The organism is Pseudomonas sp. AK-TSAG1-1 (assembly GCF_056821665.1).
On the sequence record NZ_CM165965.1, the window covers coordinates 2270186 to 2286374 of the forward strand.

At 61.8% G+C, this 16189-nt stretch carries 18 protein-coding genes and 1 pseudogene; 11 read left to right on the forward strand and 8 right to left on the reverse strand.

Annotated features, from left to right (window positions below):
• Positions 1-211: 211 nt before the first annotated feature.
• From AC1UK9_RS10245 to AC1UK9_RS10255, 3 genes are all read right to left on the reverse strand, one after another.
• Positions 212-1024 (reverse strand): alpha/beta fold hydrolase, encoded by an 813-nt coding sequence (locus tag AC1UK9_RS10245; protein WP_025108850.1) that lies wholly within the window; start codon positions 1022-1024, stop codon positions 212-214.
• Between the two features lie 204 nt (positions 1025-1228).
• A complete protein-coding gene (gene queD, locus AC1UK9_RS10250; protein ID WP_007955941.1) occupies positions 1229-1585 on the reverse strand; it encodes a 6-carboxytetrahydropterin synthase QueD in 357 nt (118 codons plus the stop codon).
• Positions 1586-1680: 95 nt separating this feature from the next.
• Positions 1681-2760, reverse strand: coding sequence for a patatin-like phospholipase family protein (locus AC1UK9_RS10255; RefSeq protein WP_482579979.1), 1080 nt, complete (start codon positions 2758-2760; stop codon positions 1681-1683).
• Between the two features lie 245 nt (positions 2761-3005).
• Here AC1UK9_RS10255 and AC1UK9_RS10260 point away from each other — a divergent pair, with 245 nt between their 5' ends.
• Genes AC1UK9_RS10260 through AC1UK9_RS10275 form a run of 4 tightly spaced genes read left to right on the forward strand, consistent with a single transcriptional unit; the run spans position 3006 to position 5616 of the window.
• The gene (locus AC1UK9_RS10260) at positions 3006-3314 is read left to right on the forward strand and encodes a PepSY domain-containing protein (RefSeq protein WP_025108852.1); all 309 of its coding nucleotides are present in this window, start codon (positions 3006-3008) and stop codon (positions 3312-3314) included.
• Entirely contained in the window at positions 3314-3634 is a 321-nt protein-coding gene (locus AC1UK9_RS10265; protein WP_025108853.1) for a PepSY domain-containing protein, read from the forward strand. Before AC1UK9_RS10260 ends, AC1UK9_RS10265 begins: the two co-directional genes overlap by 1 nt.
• Before the next feature lie 3 nt (positions 3635-3637).
• Entirely contained in the window at positions 3638-4306 is a 669-nt protein-coding gene (locus AC1UK9_RS10270; protein WP_473015109.1) for a response regulator transcription factor, read from the forward strand.
• Complete coding sequence (locus AC1UK9_RS10275) at positions 4303-5616, forward strand: sensor histidine kinase (RefSeq protein ID WP_473015110.1); 1314 nt, start codon at positions 4303-4305, stop codon at positions 5614-5616. Before AC1UK9_RS10270 ends, AC1UK9_RS10275 begins: the two co-directional genes overlap by 4 nt.
• Positions 5617-5755: 139 nt before the next feature.
• Here the strand turns inward: AC1UK9_RS10275 and AC1UK9_RS10280 are convergent, their stop codons facing one another.
• Together AC1UK9_RS10280 and AC1UK9_RS10285 are read right to left on the reverse strand one after the other, a co-directional pair.
• Complete coding sequence (locus AC1UK9_RS10280; protein WP_371262551.1) at positions 5756-6511, reverse strand: methyl-accepting chemotaxis protein; 756 nt, start codon at positions 6509-6511, stop codon at positions 5756-5758.
• 150 nt (positions 6512-6661) lie between these two features.
• A pseudogene (locus tag AC1UK9_RS10285) lies at positions 6662-7903 on the reverse strand (cache domain-containing protein); the annotation flags it as partial.
• Between the two features lie 287 nt (positions 7904-8190).
• Here AC1UK9_RS10285 and AC1UK9_RS10290 point away from each other — a divergent pair.
• Entirely contained in the window at positions 8191-9507 is a 1317-nt protein-coding gene (locus AC1UK9_RS10290; protein ID WP_025108857.1) for a Na+/H+ antiporter family protein, read from the forward strand.
• Positions 9508-9707: 200 nt separating this feature from the next.
• Positions 9708-11390: a methyl-accepting chemotaxis protein gene (locus AC1UK9_RS10295; protein ID WP_025108858.1), complete on the forward strand. Its 1683-nt coding sequence runs from the start codon at positions 9708-9710 to the stop codon at positions 11388-11390.
• Positions 11391-11515: 125 nt separating this feature from the next.
• Here AC1UK9_RS10295 and AC1UK9_RS10300 read toward each other — a convergent pair whose 3' ends face one another.
• The gene (locus AC1UK9_RS10300; RefSeq protein ID WP_025108859.1) at positions 11516-12451 is read right to left on the reverse strand and encodes a LysR family transcriptional regulator; all 936 of its coding nucleotides are present in this window, start codon (positions 12449-12451) and stop codon (positions 11516-11518) included.
• Positions 12452-12563: 112 nt separating this feature from the next.
• Between AC1UK9_RS10300 and AC1UK9_RS10305 the strand changes: the two genes are divergently transcribed.
• The 4 genes from AC1UK9_RS10305 (at position 12564) to AC1UK9_RS10320 (ending at position 14656) form a co-directional block, all read left to right on the forward strand.
• The gene (locus AC1UK9_RS10305) at positions 12564-13049 is read left to right on the forward strand and encodes a DMT family transporter (RefSeq protein WP_482579980.1); all 486 of its coding nucleotides are present in this window, start codon (positions 12564-12566) and stop codon (positions 13047-13049) included.
• Between the two features lie 2 nt (positions 13050-13051).
• Positions 13052-13507, forward strand: a complete 456-nt coding sequence (locus AC1UK9_RS10310) for a DMT family transporter (protein ID WP_482579981.1) — start codon at positions 13052-13054, stop codon at positions 13505-13507.
• A 381-nt stretch (positions 13508-13888) separates the two neighbouring features.
• Positions 13889-14062 (forward strand): hypothetical protein, encoded by a 174-nt coding sequence (locus tag AC1UK9_RS10315; protein WP_482579982.1) that lies wholly within the window; start codon positions 13889-13891, stop codon positions 14060-14062.
• A gap of 426 nt (positions 14063-14488) precedes the next feature.
• A complete protein-coding gene (locus tag AC1UK9_RS10320; protein WP_081730276.1) occupies positions 14489-14656 on the forward strand; it encodes a metallothionein in 168 nt (55 codons plus the stop codon).
• A 23-nt stretch (positions 14657-14679) separates the two neighbouring features.
• Here AC1UK9_RS10320 and AC1UK9_RS10325 read toward each other — a convergent pair whose 3' ends face one another.
• Positions 14680-14952: a hypothetical protein gene (locus tag AC1UK9_RS10325; protein WP_025108863.1), complete on the reverse strand. Its 273-nt coding sequence runs from the start codon at positions 14950-14952 to the stop codon at positions 14680-14682.
• Positions 14953-14990: 38 nt separating this feature from the next.
• Entirely contained in the window at positions 14991-15218 is a 228-nt protein-coding gene (locus tag AC1UK9_RS10330; RefSeq protein ID WP_003223528.1) for a DUF6555 family protein, read from the reverse strand.
• Between the two features lie 145 nt (positions 15219-15363).
• Here AC1UK9_RS10330 and AC1UK9_RS10335 point away from each other — a divergent pair, with 145 nt between their 5' ends.
• The gene (locus tag AC1UK9_RS10335) at positions 15364-16131 is read left to right on the forward strand and encodes an AraC family transcriptional regulator (RefSeq protein WP_482579983.1); all 768 of its coding nucleotides are present in this window, start codon (positions 15364-15366) and stop codon (positions 16129-16131) included.
• Positions 16132-16189 lie beyond the last annotated feature (58 nt).

A 16189-nucleotide genomic window follows, 5' to 3' on the forward strand; every position in this document is an offset into this window, starting at 1 on the left:
GGTGGGTTGCAGTGGTCGTGCCAAATGCCGATTGGCGCGGGTTATGTATAGACGAGTCGTGTGGATTGGCGCGAAAGCAGTGCAACTGGGCGCACCGAAGCCCAATGTGGGAGCGAGCCTGATCGCGAAAGCGGAGTGTCAGGCGACCTCTGCAGTGACTGACATACCGTATTCGCGAGCAGGCTCGCTCCCACAAGGGATTGGGTATGGTTCAGAGAAATCTCAATAACGCGGCGACGATGGCTTCGGGGGCGTCTTCCTGGACGAGGTGGCCGGCGTTGCGGATGGCGTGGAATTGCGCACCGGGGATCATCGCGTGCAACGCCCGGCCCCGTTCGATGGGGATCCACTGATCCTCTTCCCCCCAGAGAATCTGCACCGGGCAGCGAATCATCGGGTACAAACTTTCGGCTTCTTGGGTATAGCGTTCGTCCATTTGCGCGATCTGCCGATAGAACGCCGCTTGCCCCGGATCGCCGAGCCACGGTTGCACGTAGGGCGCCAGTTCGGCGTCGGGGATGTCGCGGTGAATCGCCCCGCGAATGTAGGTCGGGACGATGGCGCGCTGGATGTAGTCCGGCAGGCCGCTGAACGCTGCTTCATGCCGGCGGACATGCTGCACGAACGGCGAACCCCACGGCGTCAGCGCCACCGGATCGATCAGCGTGAGGCTGCGGTAGTCCTTGCCATTGAGCAAATGCGTGCGCAACGCGGTGGCGCCGCCGAAGTCGTGGGCGACCACGTCCGGGCGCTGGATGTTCCAGTGATCGAGCAACCGCGAGAGAAGTTGATTCTGCACGCCGAGGGAAACATCGGCGTGAGGTTTAGCGGAGCGCCCGTAGCCCAGGAGGTCGAAATAATGCACCCGGTGGCTGGCGAAGAAATGCGGCGCGATGCGGTGCCACACACAGGAAGAAAACGGTGTGCCATGCACGAACACCAGCGGCGGGCCGTCACCGCGCACGGCATGGCGTATTTGATGCCCGTTGAAATCAAAGACCTGATCCAGCAGCCAGTCCGTCATCGGCCTGTCCTCTTGGCGGGTTTGAGCCAAAAAGCATAGGCATAAAAAAACAGCCTCGGGGGCTGTTCTCTGTTTTCCTGACAAACACCGATCCTTTGTAGGAGTGAGCCTGCTCGCGATAGCGGTGTATCAGTCGACATCCATGTTGAATGTCAATCTGCTATCGCGAGCAGGCTCACTCCTACAAGGGGGATTCGCGTTGCGTTATTCGCCGCGATAGATGCAACCACTGGTGCAGGTCTCGTGAATCCGGATCGCGCTGAGTTCCGGCAGCAGTGGCTTCAATTCATTCCAGATGAATTTCGCCAGCACTTCGCTGGTCGGGTTTTCCAGGCCGGGAATATCGTTCAGGTAATTGTGGTCCAGACGCTCGTACAGCGGCTTGAAGATCGCCTTGATTTCCGAGAAGTCGCGGATCCAGCCAGTGTGCGGATCGAGGTCGCCGCTGAGGTGAATCGCCACTTTGAACGAGTGACCGTGCAAGCGGCCGCACTTGTGGCCGTCCGGTACGTGCGGCAGGCGGTGGGCGGATTCGAATGTAAATTCCTTGAAGATTTCCACAGTATTTTCGGCTCTGTTCAGGTGGCGTTCGCCGCAGCGATTCGGGCAGGCGGCGAGTTTACCAGCTTGTGTTTGGCGATGCGGGAAAACACTGACTAAAGGGTCAGCAAGCGCTCGGCGAGGCGACCGCTGGCGCTCAGCTCAAGAAACTCGTCGCCCAGGCGGCGGCTCTCGTCCATTGCCGCGTGCCAGTATTTCTGCCGGCTCGGCGCATCCCCCATGAAGCGCTTGAAGTCGTTGCGGTCGGGCAGCTTGCCGTAAGGCAGGCGCGCCAGATACTCCTTCGATGGCGCGAGCAACAGCACGTCCTGCAAGCGCTCGACCGAGGCGCGGCGCCAGGGCAGGGTCTTGTCGAACCAGCCGGGGATCACCCGGTCGGTGAAGTGTGGATAGAGCACGATGCCGTCGCCGCTGTAGGGCAGGTCAAGGTGATAGTCGAGCAGACCGCCGTCGCGGAACGTGCCGGCGCCGGCACCCGGCAGGTCGCGCACGCCTTCCATGACCATCGGGATCGAGCCGGAGGCCAGCAGCGCCTGCCGCAGGTTGCCGGCGTTGAGGGCGACGAAGCGTGACGGGAAGTCGTGCAGCGCGTTGACCGGTGGCGCGAGGCGCGGGTCGTGAATGATCAGGCGTTCGAAGTGCCGCGACAGCCGCGCCCGCCCGCGCAGGTTATCGGCGATCACCGAACCCAGCGCCAGGCCGAGGCGAGCGCGATGGTCATCGGCCAGGCGCCCGTGGCTTTTGACCACCATGATGTTCAGGCGGTAGTCGGCATTGTTGAGGATGCTGGCATCGCGGCCGTCGAGCAGGTCATTGAGCATGCGCTGCGAGCTCTGGCTGATCTCGGCCATGGTCACGCCCTTGTTGAAATTCTGCTCGGCGTACAGTTGGCCGAGACGGCGAATGCCTTCGGCTGCATCCGGCAGACAGGCGCTGGCGAAGCGCCAGGAGCCGACCGACGCGCCGATCAGCGAGCGCTCACGCGGCGCGCTGGGCAGCCATTCGCCGAACAACGCCAGATCCAGCCCCTGAATCCCCAGTGCCTTCGGCCCTCCGGCGGCACCGGGCAGGGTGCCGACGTCAGCGGCGTTCAGGCCTTGGGCACGAATGCGCGCCATGGCCCGAGGGCCAGCCTTGAGGGTGAGGGCGGGGAACTTGATGTGGATGGCGGTCATACCGGTCTCGATCGTTAGCAAGCGAACAATTATAAGCACATGTTGCAAAACCTTGTAGGAGTGAGCCTGCTCGCGAAAGCGTTGTATCAGATACGTGAATGTTGAATGACACACCGCTATCGCGAGCAGGCTCACTCCTACAGGGGGAAATGTGTTGAGCCGGGGCAATGATGGCCATTCAGTTTCAGTTAAGTTGATCCCGCTAAGGTGCCGACCGGAGCAACACATAAAAAACGGAGACACCCATGAAAACCCTGACTGCCCTGTCCATTGCCTCGATCATCGGCCTGACTGCCAGCCTCGCCCACGCCCGCGATCTTGGCCCCGATGAAGCCCTGCGCCTGCGCGACGCTGGTACTATCGTGTCCTTCGAGAAGCTCAACGCCACGGCGCTGGCCAAACACCCGGGTTCGACCATCACCGATACCGAGCTGGAAGAGCAGTACGGCAAGTACATCTACCAGATCGAAATGCGTGACCCACAGGGGTTGGAGTGGGACCTGGAATTGGACGCGGTCAGTGGGCAAGTGCTCAAGGATCATCAGGATACTTAATGAAGCCGTATTTGTTACAGCCACGCACCGGGAGCCGCCTGGCCCTGGTGCTATTGGCATTCTGCTCGGTGGCGGTGGCCCGTGATCTTGGCCCCGATGAAGCGCTGCGCCTGCGTCAGCAGGGGGTGATTCTGCCGCTGGAGCAAGTGCTGCAAAAGGCGCTGGATCGCTATCCGGGGGCCAAACTGCTGGAAGTCGAGCTGGAGGAAAAGCACGACGTCTATGTTTACGAAGTCGAGCTGCTGACAGTCGACGGGGTGGCGCGCGAGTTGCACCTGAAGGCCGACAGCGGCGAATTACTGAAAGACAAGGAAGATTGATCGATGCGTTTGCTTCTGGTGGAAGACCACGTGCCGCTGGCCGACGAATTGCTCGCCGGCCTGCAACGTCAGGGTTATGCGGTGGACTGGTTGGCGGACGGGCGCGATGCGGTCTATCAGGGCAGCAGCGAGCCTTATGACCTGATCATCCTTGACCTCGGTCTGCCCGGCGTTCCGGGGCTTGAGGTGTTGGCGCAATGGCGCGCCGGAGGCCTGTCGACCCCGGTGCTGATCCTCACCGCCCGCGATTCCTGGGCCGAGCGCATCGAAGGCCTGAAGGCCGGTGCCGACGATTACCTGACCAAACCGTTTCATCCCGAAGAGCTGCACTTGCGGGTGCAGTCGCTGTTGCGCCGCTCCAAGGGCCAGGCCAACCAGCCGACGCTGAAGGCCGCGGGGCTGCATCTGGATGAGGGTCGTCAATGCGTGATGCGCGACGGCAGCGAGATTCAACTGACCGCCGCCGAATTCCGCCTGCTGCGCTATTTCATGCTGCACCCGGAACAGATCCTGTCGAAAACCCACCTCGCCGAGCACCTCTACGACGGCGAGACCGAGCGTGATTCCAACGTTCTCGAAGTCCACGTCAATCACCTGCGGCGCAAGCTGGGCAAAGCCGTGATCGAAACCCGTCGCGGCCAGGGTTACCTGTTCGGCGGACAAGCTTCGTGAGGTCGATCCAGCGCCGCTTGAGCCTGGGGTTGATCAGCGTGATGGTGATCGTCGGCGTGGTGCTGGCGCAGATCAGCCTGTGGTTGTTCGAAGTGGGGCTGCAGCGCTATCTCGAAGCCGGCTTGCGCAACGACAGCGAAAGCCTGCTGGTGGCGCTGGTGCGTGGCCCGCAAGGCTTGCAACTGGATGAGCGGCACCTGTCGCCGGCGTATCAGCGACCGTTTTCCGGGCATTACTTCCGTATCGATTTTGCCGACAGCCACTGGCGCTCGCGGTCGCTGTGGGATCAGGACTTGCCGCTGCTCGAACATCCCGGTCTGCACAGCAACCTGCAACTGGGCCCGGACGGCCAGCAGTTGCTGGTGTTGCGTTCCGATTACCGGCGCCTGGGGCAGTCGATCTCGATCAGTGTCGCGCAGGATTACACCCCGGTGCGCGAGAGCTTCCAGCGCATGCGTCAGATCGGGCTTGGTCTCGGGCTGGCCGGTTTGCTGCTGATTCTGCTGCTGCAACGCATCACCGTGCGCCGCGCCTTGCGCCCGCTGGAGCGGGCGCGCGAGCAGATCGCCCAGTTGCAGCAGGGCCAGCGTTCGCAACTCGACGATCAGGTGCCGGTGGAACTGGAGCCACTGGTGGCGCAGATCAACCATTTGCTCGCCCACACCGAAGACAGCCTCAAGCGCTCACGCAATGCGCTGGGCAATCTGGGGCATGCGTTGAAGACGCCGCTGGCGGTGCTGTTGAGCCTGGCGTCGAGCGAAAAACTCGATGCGCATCCGGAGTTGCGCAAGATCCTCAAGGACCAATTGGAACAGGTGCAGCAGCGGCTCAATCGCGAACTGAATCGCGCGCGCCTGTCCGGTGATGCGCTGCCCGGTGCGCTGTTCGATTGTGACGCGGAACTGCCGGGGCTGTTGGCGACGCTGAACATGATCCACGGCGAGCATTTGGCGCTGAGCTACGTCGCGCCGCCGGGGCTGCAACTGCCGTGGGATCGTGAGGATTTGCTGGAGCTGCTCGGCAACCTGCTGGACAACGCCTGCAAATGGGCGGACGCCGAGGTGCGCCTGAGTGTGATCGAGCGCACGGATGGCTTTGCCCTGAGCGTGGAAGATGACGGCCCGGGGATCCCCGAACAGCAGCGCAGTCAGGTGTTCAGTCGGGGCACGAGGCTGGATGAGCAGACCCACGGGCATGGTCTGGGGCTGGGGATCGTCCGGGACATCGTCGAGACGTGGGGCGGGTTGCTGGTGTTGGGCGAGAGCGAGTGGGGCGGGTTGAAGGTGGTGATCGAGTTGCCTAAGCGCTGATCCCGGTCAGTCCCCAACCCCCTGTGGGAGCGGGCTTGCTCGCGAAGGCAGTGTGTCAGTCAGTATTGCTTTGTCTGATACACCGCTTTCGCGAGCAAGCCCGCTCCCACATTGGAATTCAGCTGGATGCAAGTCCGCGTCAGACCCGGAACTGATCCATCAGACTCTGCTGCTGATTCGCCAGGCTGTTTAGCGACTGACTCACCCGCGCCGACTCGTTGGCCTGCCCGGACAGCGATTCGGTCACGTCACGGATGGTCGCCACGTTGTTGTTGATCTCCTCGGCCACCGCGCTCTGTTCTTCCGCCGCGCTGGCGATCTGCAGGTTCATGTCGCTGATCACCGTCACTGCATCGCCGATCTGGCGCAGTGCGGTCACCGCTTGCCCGACCTGTTCGACACTGCCCTGGGCCTGACGATGACTGTTGCCCATCGAGCCGACCACGTCCTGGGTGCCGGTCTGCAGTTGCTCAATCACTTGACGGGTTTCTTCCACCGATTCCTGCGTGCGGCGGGCGAGGTTGCGCACCTCGTCGGCGACCACGGCAAAACCACGACCGGCCTCACCGGCACGCGCCGCTTCGATCGCGGCGTTGAGCGCCAGCAGGTTGGTTTGTTCGGCGATGGCGCGGATGGTTTCCAGCACGGTGCCGATCTTCTCGCTGTTGGCGGCCAGGCCTTCGACCTGGACCATCGCTGCGCTCATGTCGGCGGCGAGGGTGTCGATGCTCGCGGTGGTGCGGTCGATCACGGTCAGGCCCTGACGCGTGGCGCGATCGGCGTCCTTTGCCGCTTCGGCGGCTTGCGCGGCGCTGCGTGCGACGTCTTGCGCAGTGGCGCTCATTTCGTGAGACGCGGTGGCGACCTGATCGACCTGGCGGTATTGCTGCTCCATGCCAGCGCTGGTCTGGGTGGCAATGGCCGAAGACTGGTCGGCGGTGTTGCGTGCGTCCTGCACCGAGCGTTTCACCTCGGCGATGATTGGCTGCAACTTGTCGAGGAACTTGTTGAACCAGCCGGCCAACTGCCCGAGCTCATCCTGTTTGTCATAGGCCAGACGGCGGGTCAGATCACCTTCGCCACTGGCGATGTCTTCGAGCATGTTGGCCACGCCGAGGATCGGTTTGGTCACGCTGCGCGCCATCAGCCACACCAGCAGCAAGCCGACCAAGGCTGCGAGCACGCCGAGGCTCAGTTCGATCAGGGTGCCTGAATTGTTGCTCGCATCCAGTTGCTGCTTGAGCGCTTCGGCGCGGCTGACCAAGACCTTTTCCGGCACATCGAGCAGCACGCCCCACGCCGGGCCGCCGGGGATCGGCTGGAACGGCGACAGCACTTTCAACTGGCCGTTGCTGTGCAGGCTGCTGACGCTGCTGCTGGCGCCGAGTTGACGCAGCAGTTCAGCACCGCTGACGGTGTCCACGGCATCCAGACGCTTGCTCAGCTTGCTCGCGTCCGGGCTGTAACCGGCGAGCAGGCCGGTGGGGCTGATGATGCTCACGGCGGTCTGGCCGTCATAGAGCTTTTTGCTCGCGCCCTGGCTGATCGCTTGCAGGCTGTTGAGGTTGATGTCCACCGACAGCGAGGCGATCACTTTGCCGTTGACCATCAGCGGGAAGACGATGCTGGTCATCAGCACGTTCTGGCCGTCGATCACGTAGAAGTACGGTTCGATCACGCACGGCTTGAGCGTGGTGCGCGGGCAGGTGAACCAGGCGTTGGCGGCCTGGCCGCTGGGGCCGGTGCTGGTGTCGGCCATGTCGCTTTCCGGCAGGGCCATCGAGGTGACTTTGCCGGGAGTCGGCTGCGACCAGTACAAGGCGAAACGGCCCTTGTCGTTGCTGCCCAGTTCGGCCTGACCGGCGAACAGTTCATCCTTGCCGTCCAGTGCGTTGGCTTCGAACACCAGCGACAGGCCGAGCAGTTCCGGGTTGGCCTGCAGGGCGGATTTGACCTGACGGGTCATGTCTTCGCGCAGATCGAAGGCATCGAGGAAGCGCTTTTCTGCCTGTTCACGCAGGAACAGCACCTGGCGCGAGAAGCCATGGCCGTATTGATAGGCGTCCATGAACTGCTGGCGAATGCCGGCAGCCTGCACTTCGCCTTGCGATTCAATGCGCGCCTGGGCCGATTCGGTCAGCATCTCCATGCTCGACGCCTTCACCAGCTCGGAGCTGTGCTCCATGCGGTACAGCGAAAGACCCACCAGCAGGGTCACGATGCCCGCCAGGCAGAGGCCGGCGAGCAGGGTGATTTTCCATTGAATGGAAAGTTGTCTGAGCGACATGGAGACGTCCTTATTCGATAAATATCTGAGACTTTGCACTGTAACGGCCGCGTTTCAGCTTTCTTTATTGTTCAAGTGCAATATGACCGATTGCCGCAGTCGCCGAATTCCGCCTGCAGGGTTCCTCATCGGTTGTTACATTCGCTCGCTTTGACACTGCGGTCACTCTGCGGCACAGTGCGCGCCCTTCTAATAAGACCCTCTTTGCAAATCCGCCGGTGCTCCGTGGGCGGACTCATCCTGTCTGGCGGTGATGATTTCATCGCAGTGTTTTTTGAGGTAGTGAAATGAATGCAGTGATTGCTGCGGTCGGCATCATGCTGATCCTCAGCCTGTCCCGTGTGCACGTGGTGATCGCCCTGATCGTCGGTGCGCTGGTCGGTGGCCTGACCGGTGGTCTGGGCATCGACGCCACGCTCAAGGCGTTCAACAGCGGCCTGGGCGGGGGGGCGACCGTGGCGTTGTCCTACGCGCTGCTCGGCGCTTTCGCGGTGGCGATTGCCAAGTCCGGTCTGGCCCATGCGCTGGCCGACAAGGCCCTGGCGATGGTTGACCGGCAACACGCGACCGGTGGCGGCAGCGTCAAATGGCTGCTGATCGGCCTGCTCTGGGTGGTGGCGATTGCCTCGCAGAACATCCTGCCGATCCACATTGCGTTCATTCCGCTGCTGGTGCCGCCGCTTTTATATGTGCTGACCAAGCTGCAACTCGATCGTCGTCTGATCGCCTGCGTCATGACCTTCGGCCTGATCACCCCGTACATGTTCCTGCCGGTGGGTTTCGGCAACATCTTCCTCAATGAAATCCTGCTGGCCAACGTCGCGCGCAGTGGCGTCGACATCAGTGGCATCAACGTCACCCACGCCATGGGCATTCCGGCGCTGGGCATGGTGTTCGGCCTGGCCATGGCATTCATCAGTTACCGCAAGAAGCGCGTCTACGACCTGGCGAAAATCGAGCAGGTCGAGCAGGTGGCGGTGCAGTACAACCCGCTAAGCCTGATGATCGCCGGTGTGGCGATTGCAGCGGCGTTCATTGTGCAACTGCTGCTGGACTCGATGATTATCGGGGCGCTGGTCGGTTTTCTGATCTTCTCGGTGTCGGGCATCGTCAAGTGGCGCGAGACCGATGACCTGTTCACCGAAGGTATGAAGATGATGGCGATGATCGGCTTCATCATGATCGCCGCGTCCGGGTTCGCCGAAGTGATGAAGGCCACCGGGCAGGTGCAGACCCTGGTCGAATCGTCGGCTTCGTGGATCAATCACAGCAAGGGCGTCGGCGCACTGTTGATGTTGCTGGTCGGGCTGCTGGTGACCATGGGCATCGGTTCGTCGTTCTCCACCGTGCCGATCCTTGCGGCGATTTTCGTGCCGCTGTGCGTGCAACTGGGCTTCAGCCCGCTGGCGATCGTCTGCATCGTCGGCACTGCCGGGGCCTTGGGCGACGCTGGTTCGCCGGCTTCGGATTCGACCCTCGGGCCGACCTCCGGTCTGAACATCGACGGCCAGCATCACCATATCTGGGACACCGTGGTCCCGACCTTCCTGCATTACAACCTGCCGTTGCTGGCGTTCGGCTGGGTGGCCGCGATGGTCCTCTGACCACCACAAATCCCAAACTGTGGGAGCGGGCTTGCTCGCGAAAGCGTCGTGTCAGTCAACAATTGTGTTTCTGATACACCGCCTTCGCGAGCAAGCCCGCTCCCACAGGGATACGAGGCATCTCCAGACTCAACTTTTGCTTGCGCGTGCCGTTAACGCCTTTAACCACGCCAATAAAACCAAAAGAGTGAGCTCCCCCCATGCGCTTGAGTCTCAAGGCCAAAGTCCTGTCGCTTGCCGTCCTGCCGGTGTTGCTCTTTGCGCTGGTCATCAGCCTGACCACGCTGTTCATCCTCAAGCAACAGGCGCACACCGAGGTCGAGCAGACCCGCGAGCGTTTGCTCGCCGACGCCAAGGCCACGCTGCAAAGTTACGTCGCCGTGGCCATGACCACGATCAAGCCGTTGTATGACGCAGCCGCCCCCGGTGATAACGAGGCGCGGGCGCAGGCGATCAAGCTGCTGTCGGGGATCCGCTACGGCAAGGACGGCTACTTCTTCGGCTACGACTCCGAGACCGTGCGCCTGTTCAAGGCCAACGACCCTGAAGGCGTGGGCAAAAGCTTCAAGGACAACCGCGACCCCAATGGCGTTTACGTCAATCGCGGCCTGGTGAGCGTGGCGAAGGACGGCACCCACTATCTGCAATACAGCTCGCCGTTGCCGGGTAACGCCAACGTGCTGGTGCCGAAACTCGGCTACACCGAGTACCTGGCGAAGTGGGACATGGCGGTGGGTACGTCGGTCAACCTCGACGGCATTGAAGCGCAGGTGGCGGTGGTCGAAGGCCAGGTGCAGGAGCGGATGGAAGGCGTGATCCTCAGCATCGTCGGCGTGGCGGTGCTGGTACTGTTGGTGATCGCCGCAGCGGGGATGCTGCTGGCCAATGCCATTTTGCGGCCGCTGACTCTGATGAAAGCCAACCTCGACGACATCGCGGCGGGCGAGGGCGACCTGACGCGCCGGCTGAACATCACCAGCCAGGACGAACTCGGCGAACTGGCTGGCTCGTTCAACCGTTTCGTCGACAAGATCCACGGCCTGGTGCGGCAGATCACCGAGATGACCACGCAACTGACTGGCCTGGTGACCCAGGTCTCGGATCAGGCCCAGCGCTCTGATCAGGCGATGGAGCGTCAGCGCCACGAGACCGATCAAGTCGCCACGGCGATCAACGAGATGTCTGCCGCCGCTCAGGAAGTGGCCAAGAGCGCGCAGAATGCCGCCGTCGCCGCACAGCAGACCGATGAAGAAGGTCAGAGCGCCAAGCGCGTGGTGGCCGGCAGCATCAAACAGATTCATGCGCTGGTGGATGACATTCGCAGCAGCGGCGTGTCACTCGACAGCCTGCAGCAGGACGTGTCGTCGATTGTCGGCGTGCTCGGGGTGATCCGCTCGATTGCCGAGCAGACCAACCTGCTGGCGCTGAACGCTGCGATTGAAGCGGCGCGTGCCGGGGAGGCCGGGCGTGGCTTTGCGGTGGTGGCGGACGAAGTGCGGGCACTGGCCAGCCGCACGCAGATCAGCACCCAGGAAATTCAGGGCATGATCGATCGCTTGCAGGCGGGCACGCAGTCGGCGGTCGAGGCGATGCGCCGGTCCAGCGAGGCGGGCGATGGCACCTCGGCGCAGGCCAATCAGGCCGGGGCGTCGCTGGATGCGATGGCGGAGCTGATCGCGACCATCAACTCGATGAACGCGCAGATCGCCAGTGCTGCCGAGGAACAAACGGCGGTGGCCGAGGAGATCAACCGCAGCGTGCATCAGATTGCGGTGGCGGTGGACAGCGTGGCGGATGAGACCCAGTTGGGCGCGCAGACCTCGCGCAGCTTGGCCGAACTTGGCCAGCGATTGGGCAAACTGGTGGGCCAGTTCCGTATTTAAAGGTTGCTGCAAAAACTTTGTGGGAGCGTGCTTGCTCGCGAATGCGCTGTGTCAGATACAGAATGGCTGACGGACACGACGCTTTCGCGAGCACGCCCGCTCCCACATTGGGTTTTGTGCAAGGCTCAGGGTCTGTCCCAGTAGGGGATTTCGCCGAAGCATTCCATGAAGAAATCAATCACCGTGCGCACCTTCACCGACAGCCGCCGGCTCCCCGGCCACAGCACGGCAATCTGCTGCGGCTCCAGGCTGTTCGACACCTGATATTCCCCCAGCACCGGCACCAGCGTGCCTTCGCGTACCGCTTCACCAATCAGCCATGACGGAAACATCACCAGCCCCAGACCCTGTTCGGCGGCCTGGGTGAGGGTGTCGGCGTGGTTGCCGGTGATCGGGCCTTTGACCGAGTAGGGTGTCCAATCGCCCTGATCCTGCCGGAAGAACCAGCGCTGCTGGCCGGTCGCACCTTTGTAGGCCAGGCACTGGTGTTGCGCGAGTTCGTCGGGATGTTGTGGTGTGCCGTGCTGCTTGAGATACGCCGGGCTGGCCGCGACCTGAAAGCGGTGCGGTGCGAGAATCCGTGCCTGCATGCTCGAATCGTGCAGCGGGCCGATGCGGAACAGCAGGTCGGCGCCTTCTTGCAGCGGGTCGACGTAATGGTCGGTCTGCTGGATGTCCAGTTGCAGCTTCGGATAGCGCGCACATAACTGCCCGAGCCACGGTGTCAGATGCCGTTGGCCGAACACCACCGGCGCGTTGATCCGCACCAGTCCGGTGGGGTCGCTTTGCTGTTCCTGCAACGCCTGTTCGGCTTCCTCCAATTGCACCAGCACCAGCCGCGCGTGGTGGCCGAGCATGCGCCCGGCTTCCGTTGGCGTCACGGCGCGGGTGTGGCGGTAGAGCAATTGCTGGTTCAGCGCCTGCTCCATCAACTGGATTTGCCGCGAAATCGAAGAGGGCGCAACACCCTCGCGGCGGGCGACTTCGGAAAAGCTGCCATGGTCGAGCACCGCCACAAACAGCCTGAGTGTCTTGAATCCCAGTTCATTGAGCCCGTGCATGAGTCGTCCTGCTGTGCGGGTTGCGCAAAAGTGTTGTCCGGATGCTCCCATTTATCGCACAGCGTCGCCAGCCGATAATCCGCGCCATCGTTTATTTGCACAGGTTTTGGTTATGCAGACGTTGGATGAGGTGAATGTGGCGACGCCGGTGCGCAAGCCGGGGTTGCGCCTGTTGTTGCTGCCGCTGGTGATTCTGGCCGGTATGGGCTTGTCGGTGGAGGCGGGTCTGCTCGGGCCGTTGGGGGTTCAGGTCGGGCATCTGTGGGCGACCTTGAGCATCTTCGGCGTGGGCTCGGCGATCCTGTTTCTGCTGTTGCTGTTCGCGGGGCCGCAGAAGGGCCCGGCGCTGACCGATCTGCCGCGCTGGCAATTGATCGGCGGCTTTCTCGGACCGATGTATGTGGTGGTGCTGACCCTGGCGACGCCACATATCGGAATTGCGATGACGATGATCGCGATTCTCTCGGGGCAGGTGGGCAAGAGTGTGCTGATCGACCATTTCGGCTGGTTCGGCGCGACGCGCAAGAAGGTCAATGCCGAACGCTGGCTGGCGTTGGGCCTGATTGTGGTGGCACTGGTTTTGATTGCGCGGGGTTGAAGATGAGTCTGATTATTTTGTTGGCGGTGGTGGTGTTGGCCGGTGCGGTGTTGAGTGTGCAGGCGGCGATCAATGGACGCCTGGGTGAGACCGTCGGGGTGTTGCGCAGCAGTCTGCTGACGTTTTTTGTCGGCGCGGTGACGACCGGGTTGTTGATTGTGTTTTTCGAGCCGGCGCATGCGGTGAGTTTGCTCGATGTGCCGAAGTGGCAGGTCTGCGGTGCTTTGTTCGGGGTGGTTTACATGATGGTGATGGTCGGTGCGGTGCCGGTGGTGGGGACGGCGGTGGCGACTGTTGCGGTGATTGTCGGGCAGTTGGGGATGGGGATGTTGATCGATAATTTTGGCTGGTTGGGGAATCCGGCGATCGAGCTTTCGTCTTCTCGGGTGTTGGCGATGGTTTGTCTGGGGTTGGCGTTGGTTTTTATGTACCGGAGCGGTGTTCGTCGTTCTGATTGAGTTTTGGGTGCATATCCGTTTTTTGGGTGGGGGCTGAGCAGGGTTCCGCCCTTACGGCGGGTCACTTTTGACAAACGCCTCAAAAGTAACCAAAAAGGCTTGCCCCGGCGTTCGGCCCTCGCCGTGGCTCGGGTTCCTTCATTGCGGGATTCATCCGGGGGCATCGCCTCCGGTTTGCTTCGCTGCACCTCCTCTCGATGTGTTTGGCTGCGCCAAACGGTCGCTGCGCTCCCACCCCCGGATAAACCCCTCCACTCAGCCTGCCGAAGGGGCCGGTACGGCAAGATCAAGAGCTTTCGGCGAGCTGACACTCGGCCATTTGAGTGGGGCGGCTTCGCCGCATGCCGGGCACGCTCTTTAAACTGTAGGAGCTCGCTCGCGATGGCGGCCTACGAGCCGACCAATCTCCAACTGAACACCCACATTCCCATTGTGGGAGCGGGCTCGCTCGCGAAGGCGGCCTACGAGCCGACCAATCTCCAACTGACCCCGCCCATTCCCACTGTGGGAGCGGGCTTGCTCGCGAAGACGGCCTACCCGCCAACCAATCTCTAACTGAATACACCCAATCCCATGCATGAACTGCCGAAGGCTGTGATCTTTTGATCTTCTATGCCTTTGGCTCTCGATGTGGCTGTTGATCTCAAGCCCCTTCGGATGGACACCACAGCGAGGGAACGCTGAGCCTAAGCGAGGTGCCGTACGCCGGAGGCAAAGCCTTTTGGTTCCTTTTTTCGTTTGAAAAAGAGACTCGCGGTAAGAGCGAAGCCGCCAGCGGCAGCCCCCGAAGAAACGGATATTCACCCTCATCGCCAGCAGAAACGGATATCCCCCCAATCCGCAGGTAAAACGCAGAACAGAACTGCTCTTGCTTCGAAAAAATCCAGATCAAAAGTTCGCAGCCTTCGGCAGCTCCTACACTGATCTTTACGGCTTGCCCCGGCAAGCCGCAGACAACCACCAAAAAAGGAGTCCGCCCCCATGCCAGATAGAAAATGCGATTGCCCCAACTGCAAATGCACAATCAAGGAAGGCGACCACGCCTACGCCGTACACGGCAAACACTACTGCTGTGAAGCCTGCGCGCACCACCACAAGGGTGGCGAGGAGTGTTCAAGCAAGGGCTGCCATTGCGCCCACCCCAAATGACGACATGCAAAAAAAAGTGGAGCCTAATCAGGCTCCACTTCCAGTTTCAGGCTTTCATCATCCAGCCGTTCGGTATGGCGTACCGTGCCTTGCAGCCGTCGACCTTCAACCCTGACCACCACGGTTTTCGCCTGGTCGAGGTCTTCCGGTAACGGTGCCGGTACGCGCAGGGCGAAGCAGTATGGGTCATCTTCGACGGGTTCCAGGCCCACTCGACAGTCGACGCTTTTGGTGATGCGGCCGAACAGGGTGTCAAGGCCGTAGTCCAGATGCGCCGGGCTGAAGATGCTGGTCATGTGTATTCCCCCAAATGTCCCCATTGCCTGGCGAGAGTCTAGCTCGCCGGTCGCCATGTGACATTTTCCACGCCGAATTTTTCCGCCATCGGTTTGCTGGTCTTTTGCACTTTTTCCCGGCCGAAACGTGGGATGCGACCCACGCCGGCGTCGCAGCTTGCCCAGTGCCACGCCTCGGCATTGTCCATTTTGTCCGAACGGATAATGAACGATTTGGGCGTGCCGTGAAGGGTGTAGTCGATGACAAACAGTTTTGCGTTGTTCATAAAGCCCGTATTCCTCCCTGTGGTATTAGAAGGATCGCGGCGCGCCGGGAAAATTCACTCGGATTGTCCGACGGTATCTATCGTTGGCGACACATCGGCGCACTGGTTACCATGGCCGCTCTGCCAACCCCAATGAATGCTCGCCATGGCCCTCGCTGCGCCTCCCGATCTGAGTGATACCGATGTGCCGGTGCAACCGCTGGCGCGCACCTATCCGCGTGGGTTATTCATCGAGCCGCACGAGCATGTCTGGGGTCAGTTGCTGTATGCGATGAGCGGGGTGATGTGGGTCGAGACCCCGCATGAAGCGCTGGTGGTGCCGCCGCAACGGGCGGTGTGGTTGCCGCCCGGGGTGCCGCACGGGATTCGCGTGGTTTCGGACTTGCAGATGCGCAACATCTATCTGCGTCCGGCGCTGGCGGCGACGCTGGATGCCACGGTGCAGGTGATCGAGGTTGCAGGGCTGCTGCGTGAGTTGATCGTCGGGCTGGTCGAGCAGGGTGACAGCGGTGAGCCGGCCTATTACGACGCATTGGTCGGTCTGGCGTTGCTGGAGCTCAAGCGTGCCCGGCGCTCGCAATTGAAGATCGCGCTGCCGGACGATTCCGATCGACGCCTGATGAACCTGTGTCAGGCGGTGATGGCGGCGCCGTCGCTGGACATTCCTTTCGAGCAGCACGCGGAAAACGCCGGGGCCAGTGTGCGTACGCTGGCGCGGTTGTTCAAGGACAGCCTCGGTATGGGCTTCGCCGAATGGCGGCGGCAGGTGCAACTGGCGACGGCCGTGGCGGAGTTGATTCAGGGCGTGCCAGTGAGTGCGATCGCTCGGCAGCTGGGCTATTCGCCGAGCAGTTTCAGCGACATGTTCCGCCGGGAACTGGGCGTAGCACCCTCGCAATTCATGAGCACCTGAACACAACCCCTGTGGGAGCGAGCCTGCTCGCGAAAGCGCCGGGTCAGTGACTTCATTC

Coding starts and splice junctions, on each gene's coding strand:
- AC1UK9_RS10245 (WP_025108850.1), bottom strand. CDS start 1,024: ATGACGGACTGGCTGCTGGATCAGGTCTTTGATTTCAACGGGCATCAA.
- AC1UK9_RS10255 (WP_482579979.1), bottom strand. CDS start 2,760: ATGACCGCCATCCACATCAAGTTCCCCGCCCTCACCCTCAAGGCTGGC.
- AC1UK9_RS10260 (WP_025108852.1), top strand. CDS start 3,006: ATGAAAACCCTGACTGCCCTGTCCATTGCCTCGATCATCGGCCTGACT.
- AC1UK9_RS10265 (WP_025108853.1), top strand. CDS start 3,314: ATGAAGCCGTATTTGTTACAGCCACGCACCGGGAGCCGCCTGGCCCTG.
- AC1UK9_RS10270 (WP_473015109.1), top strand. CDS start 3,638: ATGCGTTTGCTTCTGGTGGAAGACCACGTGCCGCTGGCCGACGAATTG.
- AC1UK9_RS10280 (WP_371262551.1), bottom strand. CDS start 6,511: ATGGAGCAGCAATACCGCCAGGTCGATCAGGTCGCCACCGCGTCTCAC.
- AC1UK9_RS10290 (WP_025108857.1), top strand. CDS start 8,191: ATGAATGCAGTGATTGCTGCGGTCGGCATCATGCTGATCCTCAGCCTG.
- AC1UK9_RS10295 (WP_025108858.1), top strand. CDS start 9,708: ATGCGCTTGAGTCTCAAGGCCAAAGTCCTGTCGCTTGCCGTCCTGCCG.
- AC1UK9_RS10300 (WP_025108859.1), bottom strand. CDS start 12,451: ATGCACGGGCTCAATGAACTGGGATTCAAGACACTCAGGCTGTTTGTG.
- AC1UK9_RS10305 (WP_482579980.1), top strand. CDS start 12,564: ATGCAGACGTTGGATGAGGTGAATGTGGCGACGCCGGTGCGCAAGCCG.
- AC1UK9_RS10310 (WP_482579981.1), top strand. CDS start 13,052: ATGAGTCTGATTATTTTGTTGGCGGTGGTGGTGTTGGCCGGTGCGGTG.
- AC1UK9_RS10315 (WP_482579982.1), top strand. CDS start 13,889: ATGGCGGCCTACGAGCCGACCAATCTCCAACTGAACACCCACATTCCC.
- AC1UK9_RS10320 (WP_081730276.1), top strand. CDS start 14,489: ATGCCAGATAGAAAATGCGATTGCCCCAACTGCAAATGCACAATCAAG.
- AC1UK9_RS10325 (WP_025108863.1), bottom strand. CDS start 14,952: ATGACCAGCATCTTCAGCCCGGCGCATCTGGACTACGGCCTTGACACC.
- AC1UK9_RS10330 (WP_003223528.1), bottom strand. CDS start 15,218: ATGAACAACGCAAAACTGTTTGTCATCGACTACACCCTTCACGGCACG.
- AC1UK9_RS10335 (WP_482579983.1), top strand. CDS start 15,364: ATGGCCCTCGCTGCGCCTCCCGATCTGAGTGATACCGATGTGCCGGTG.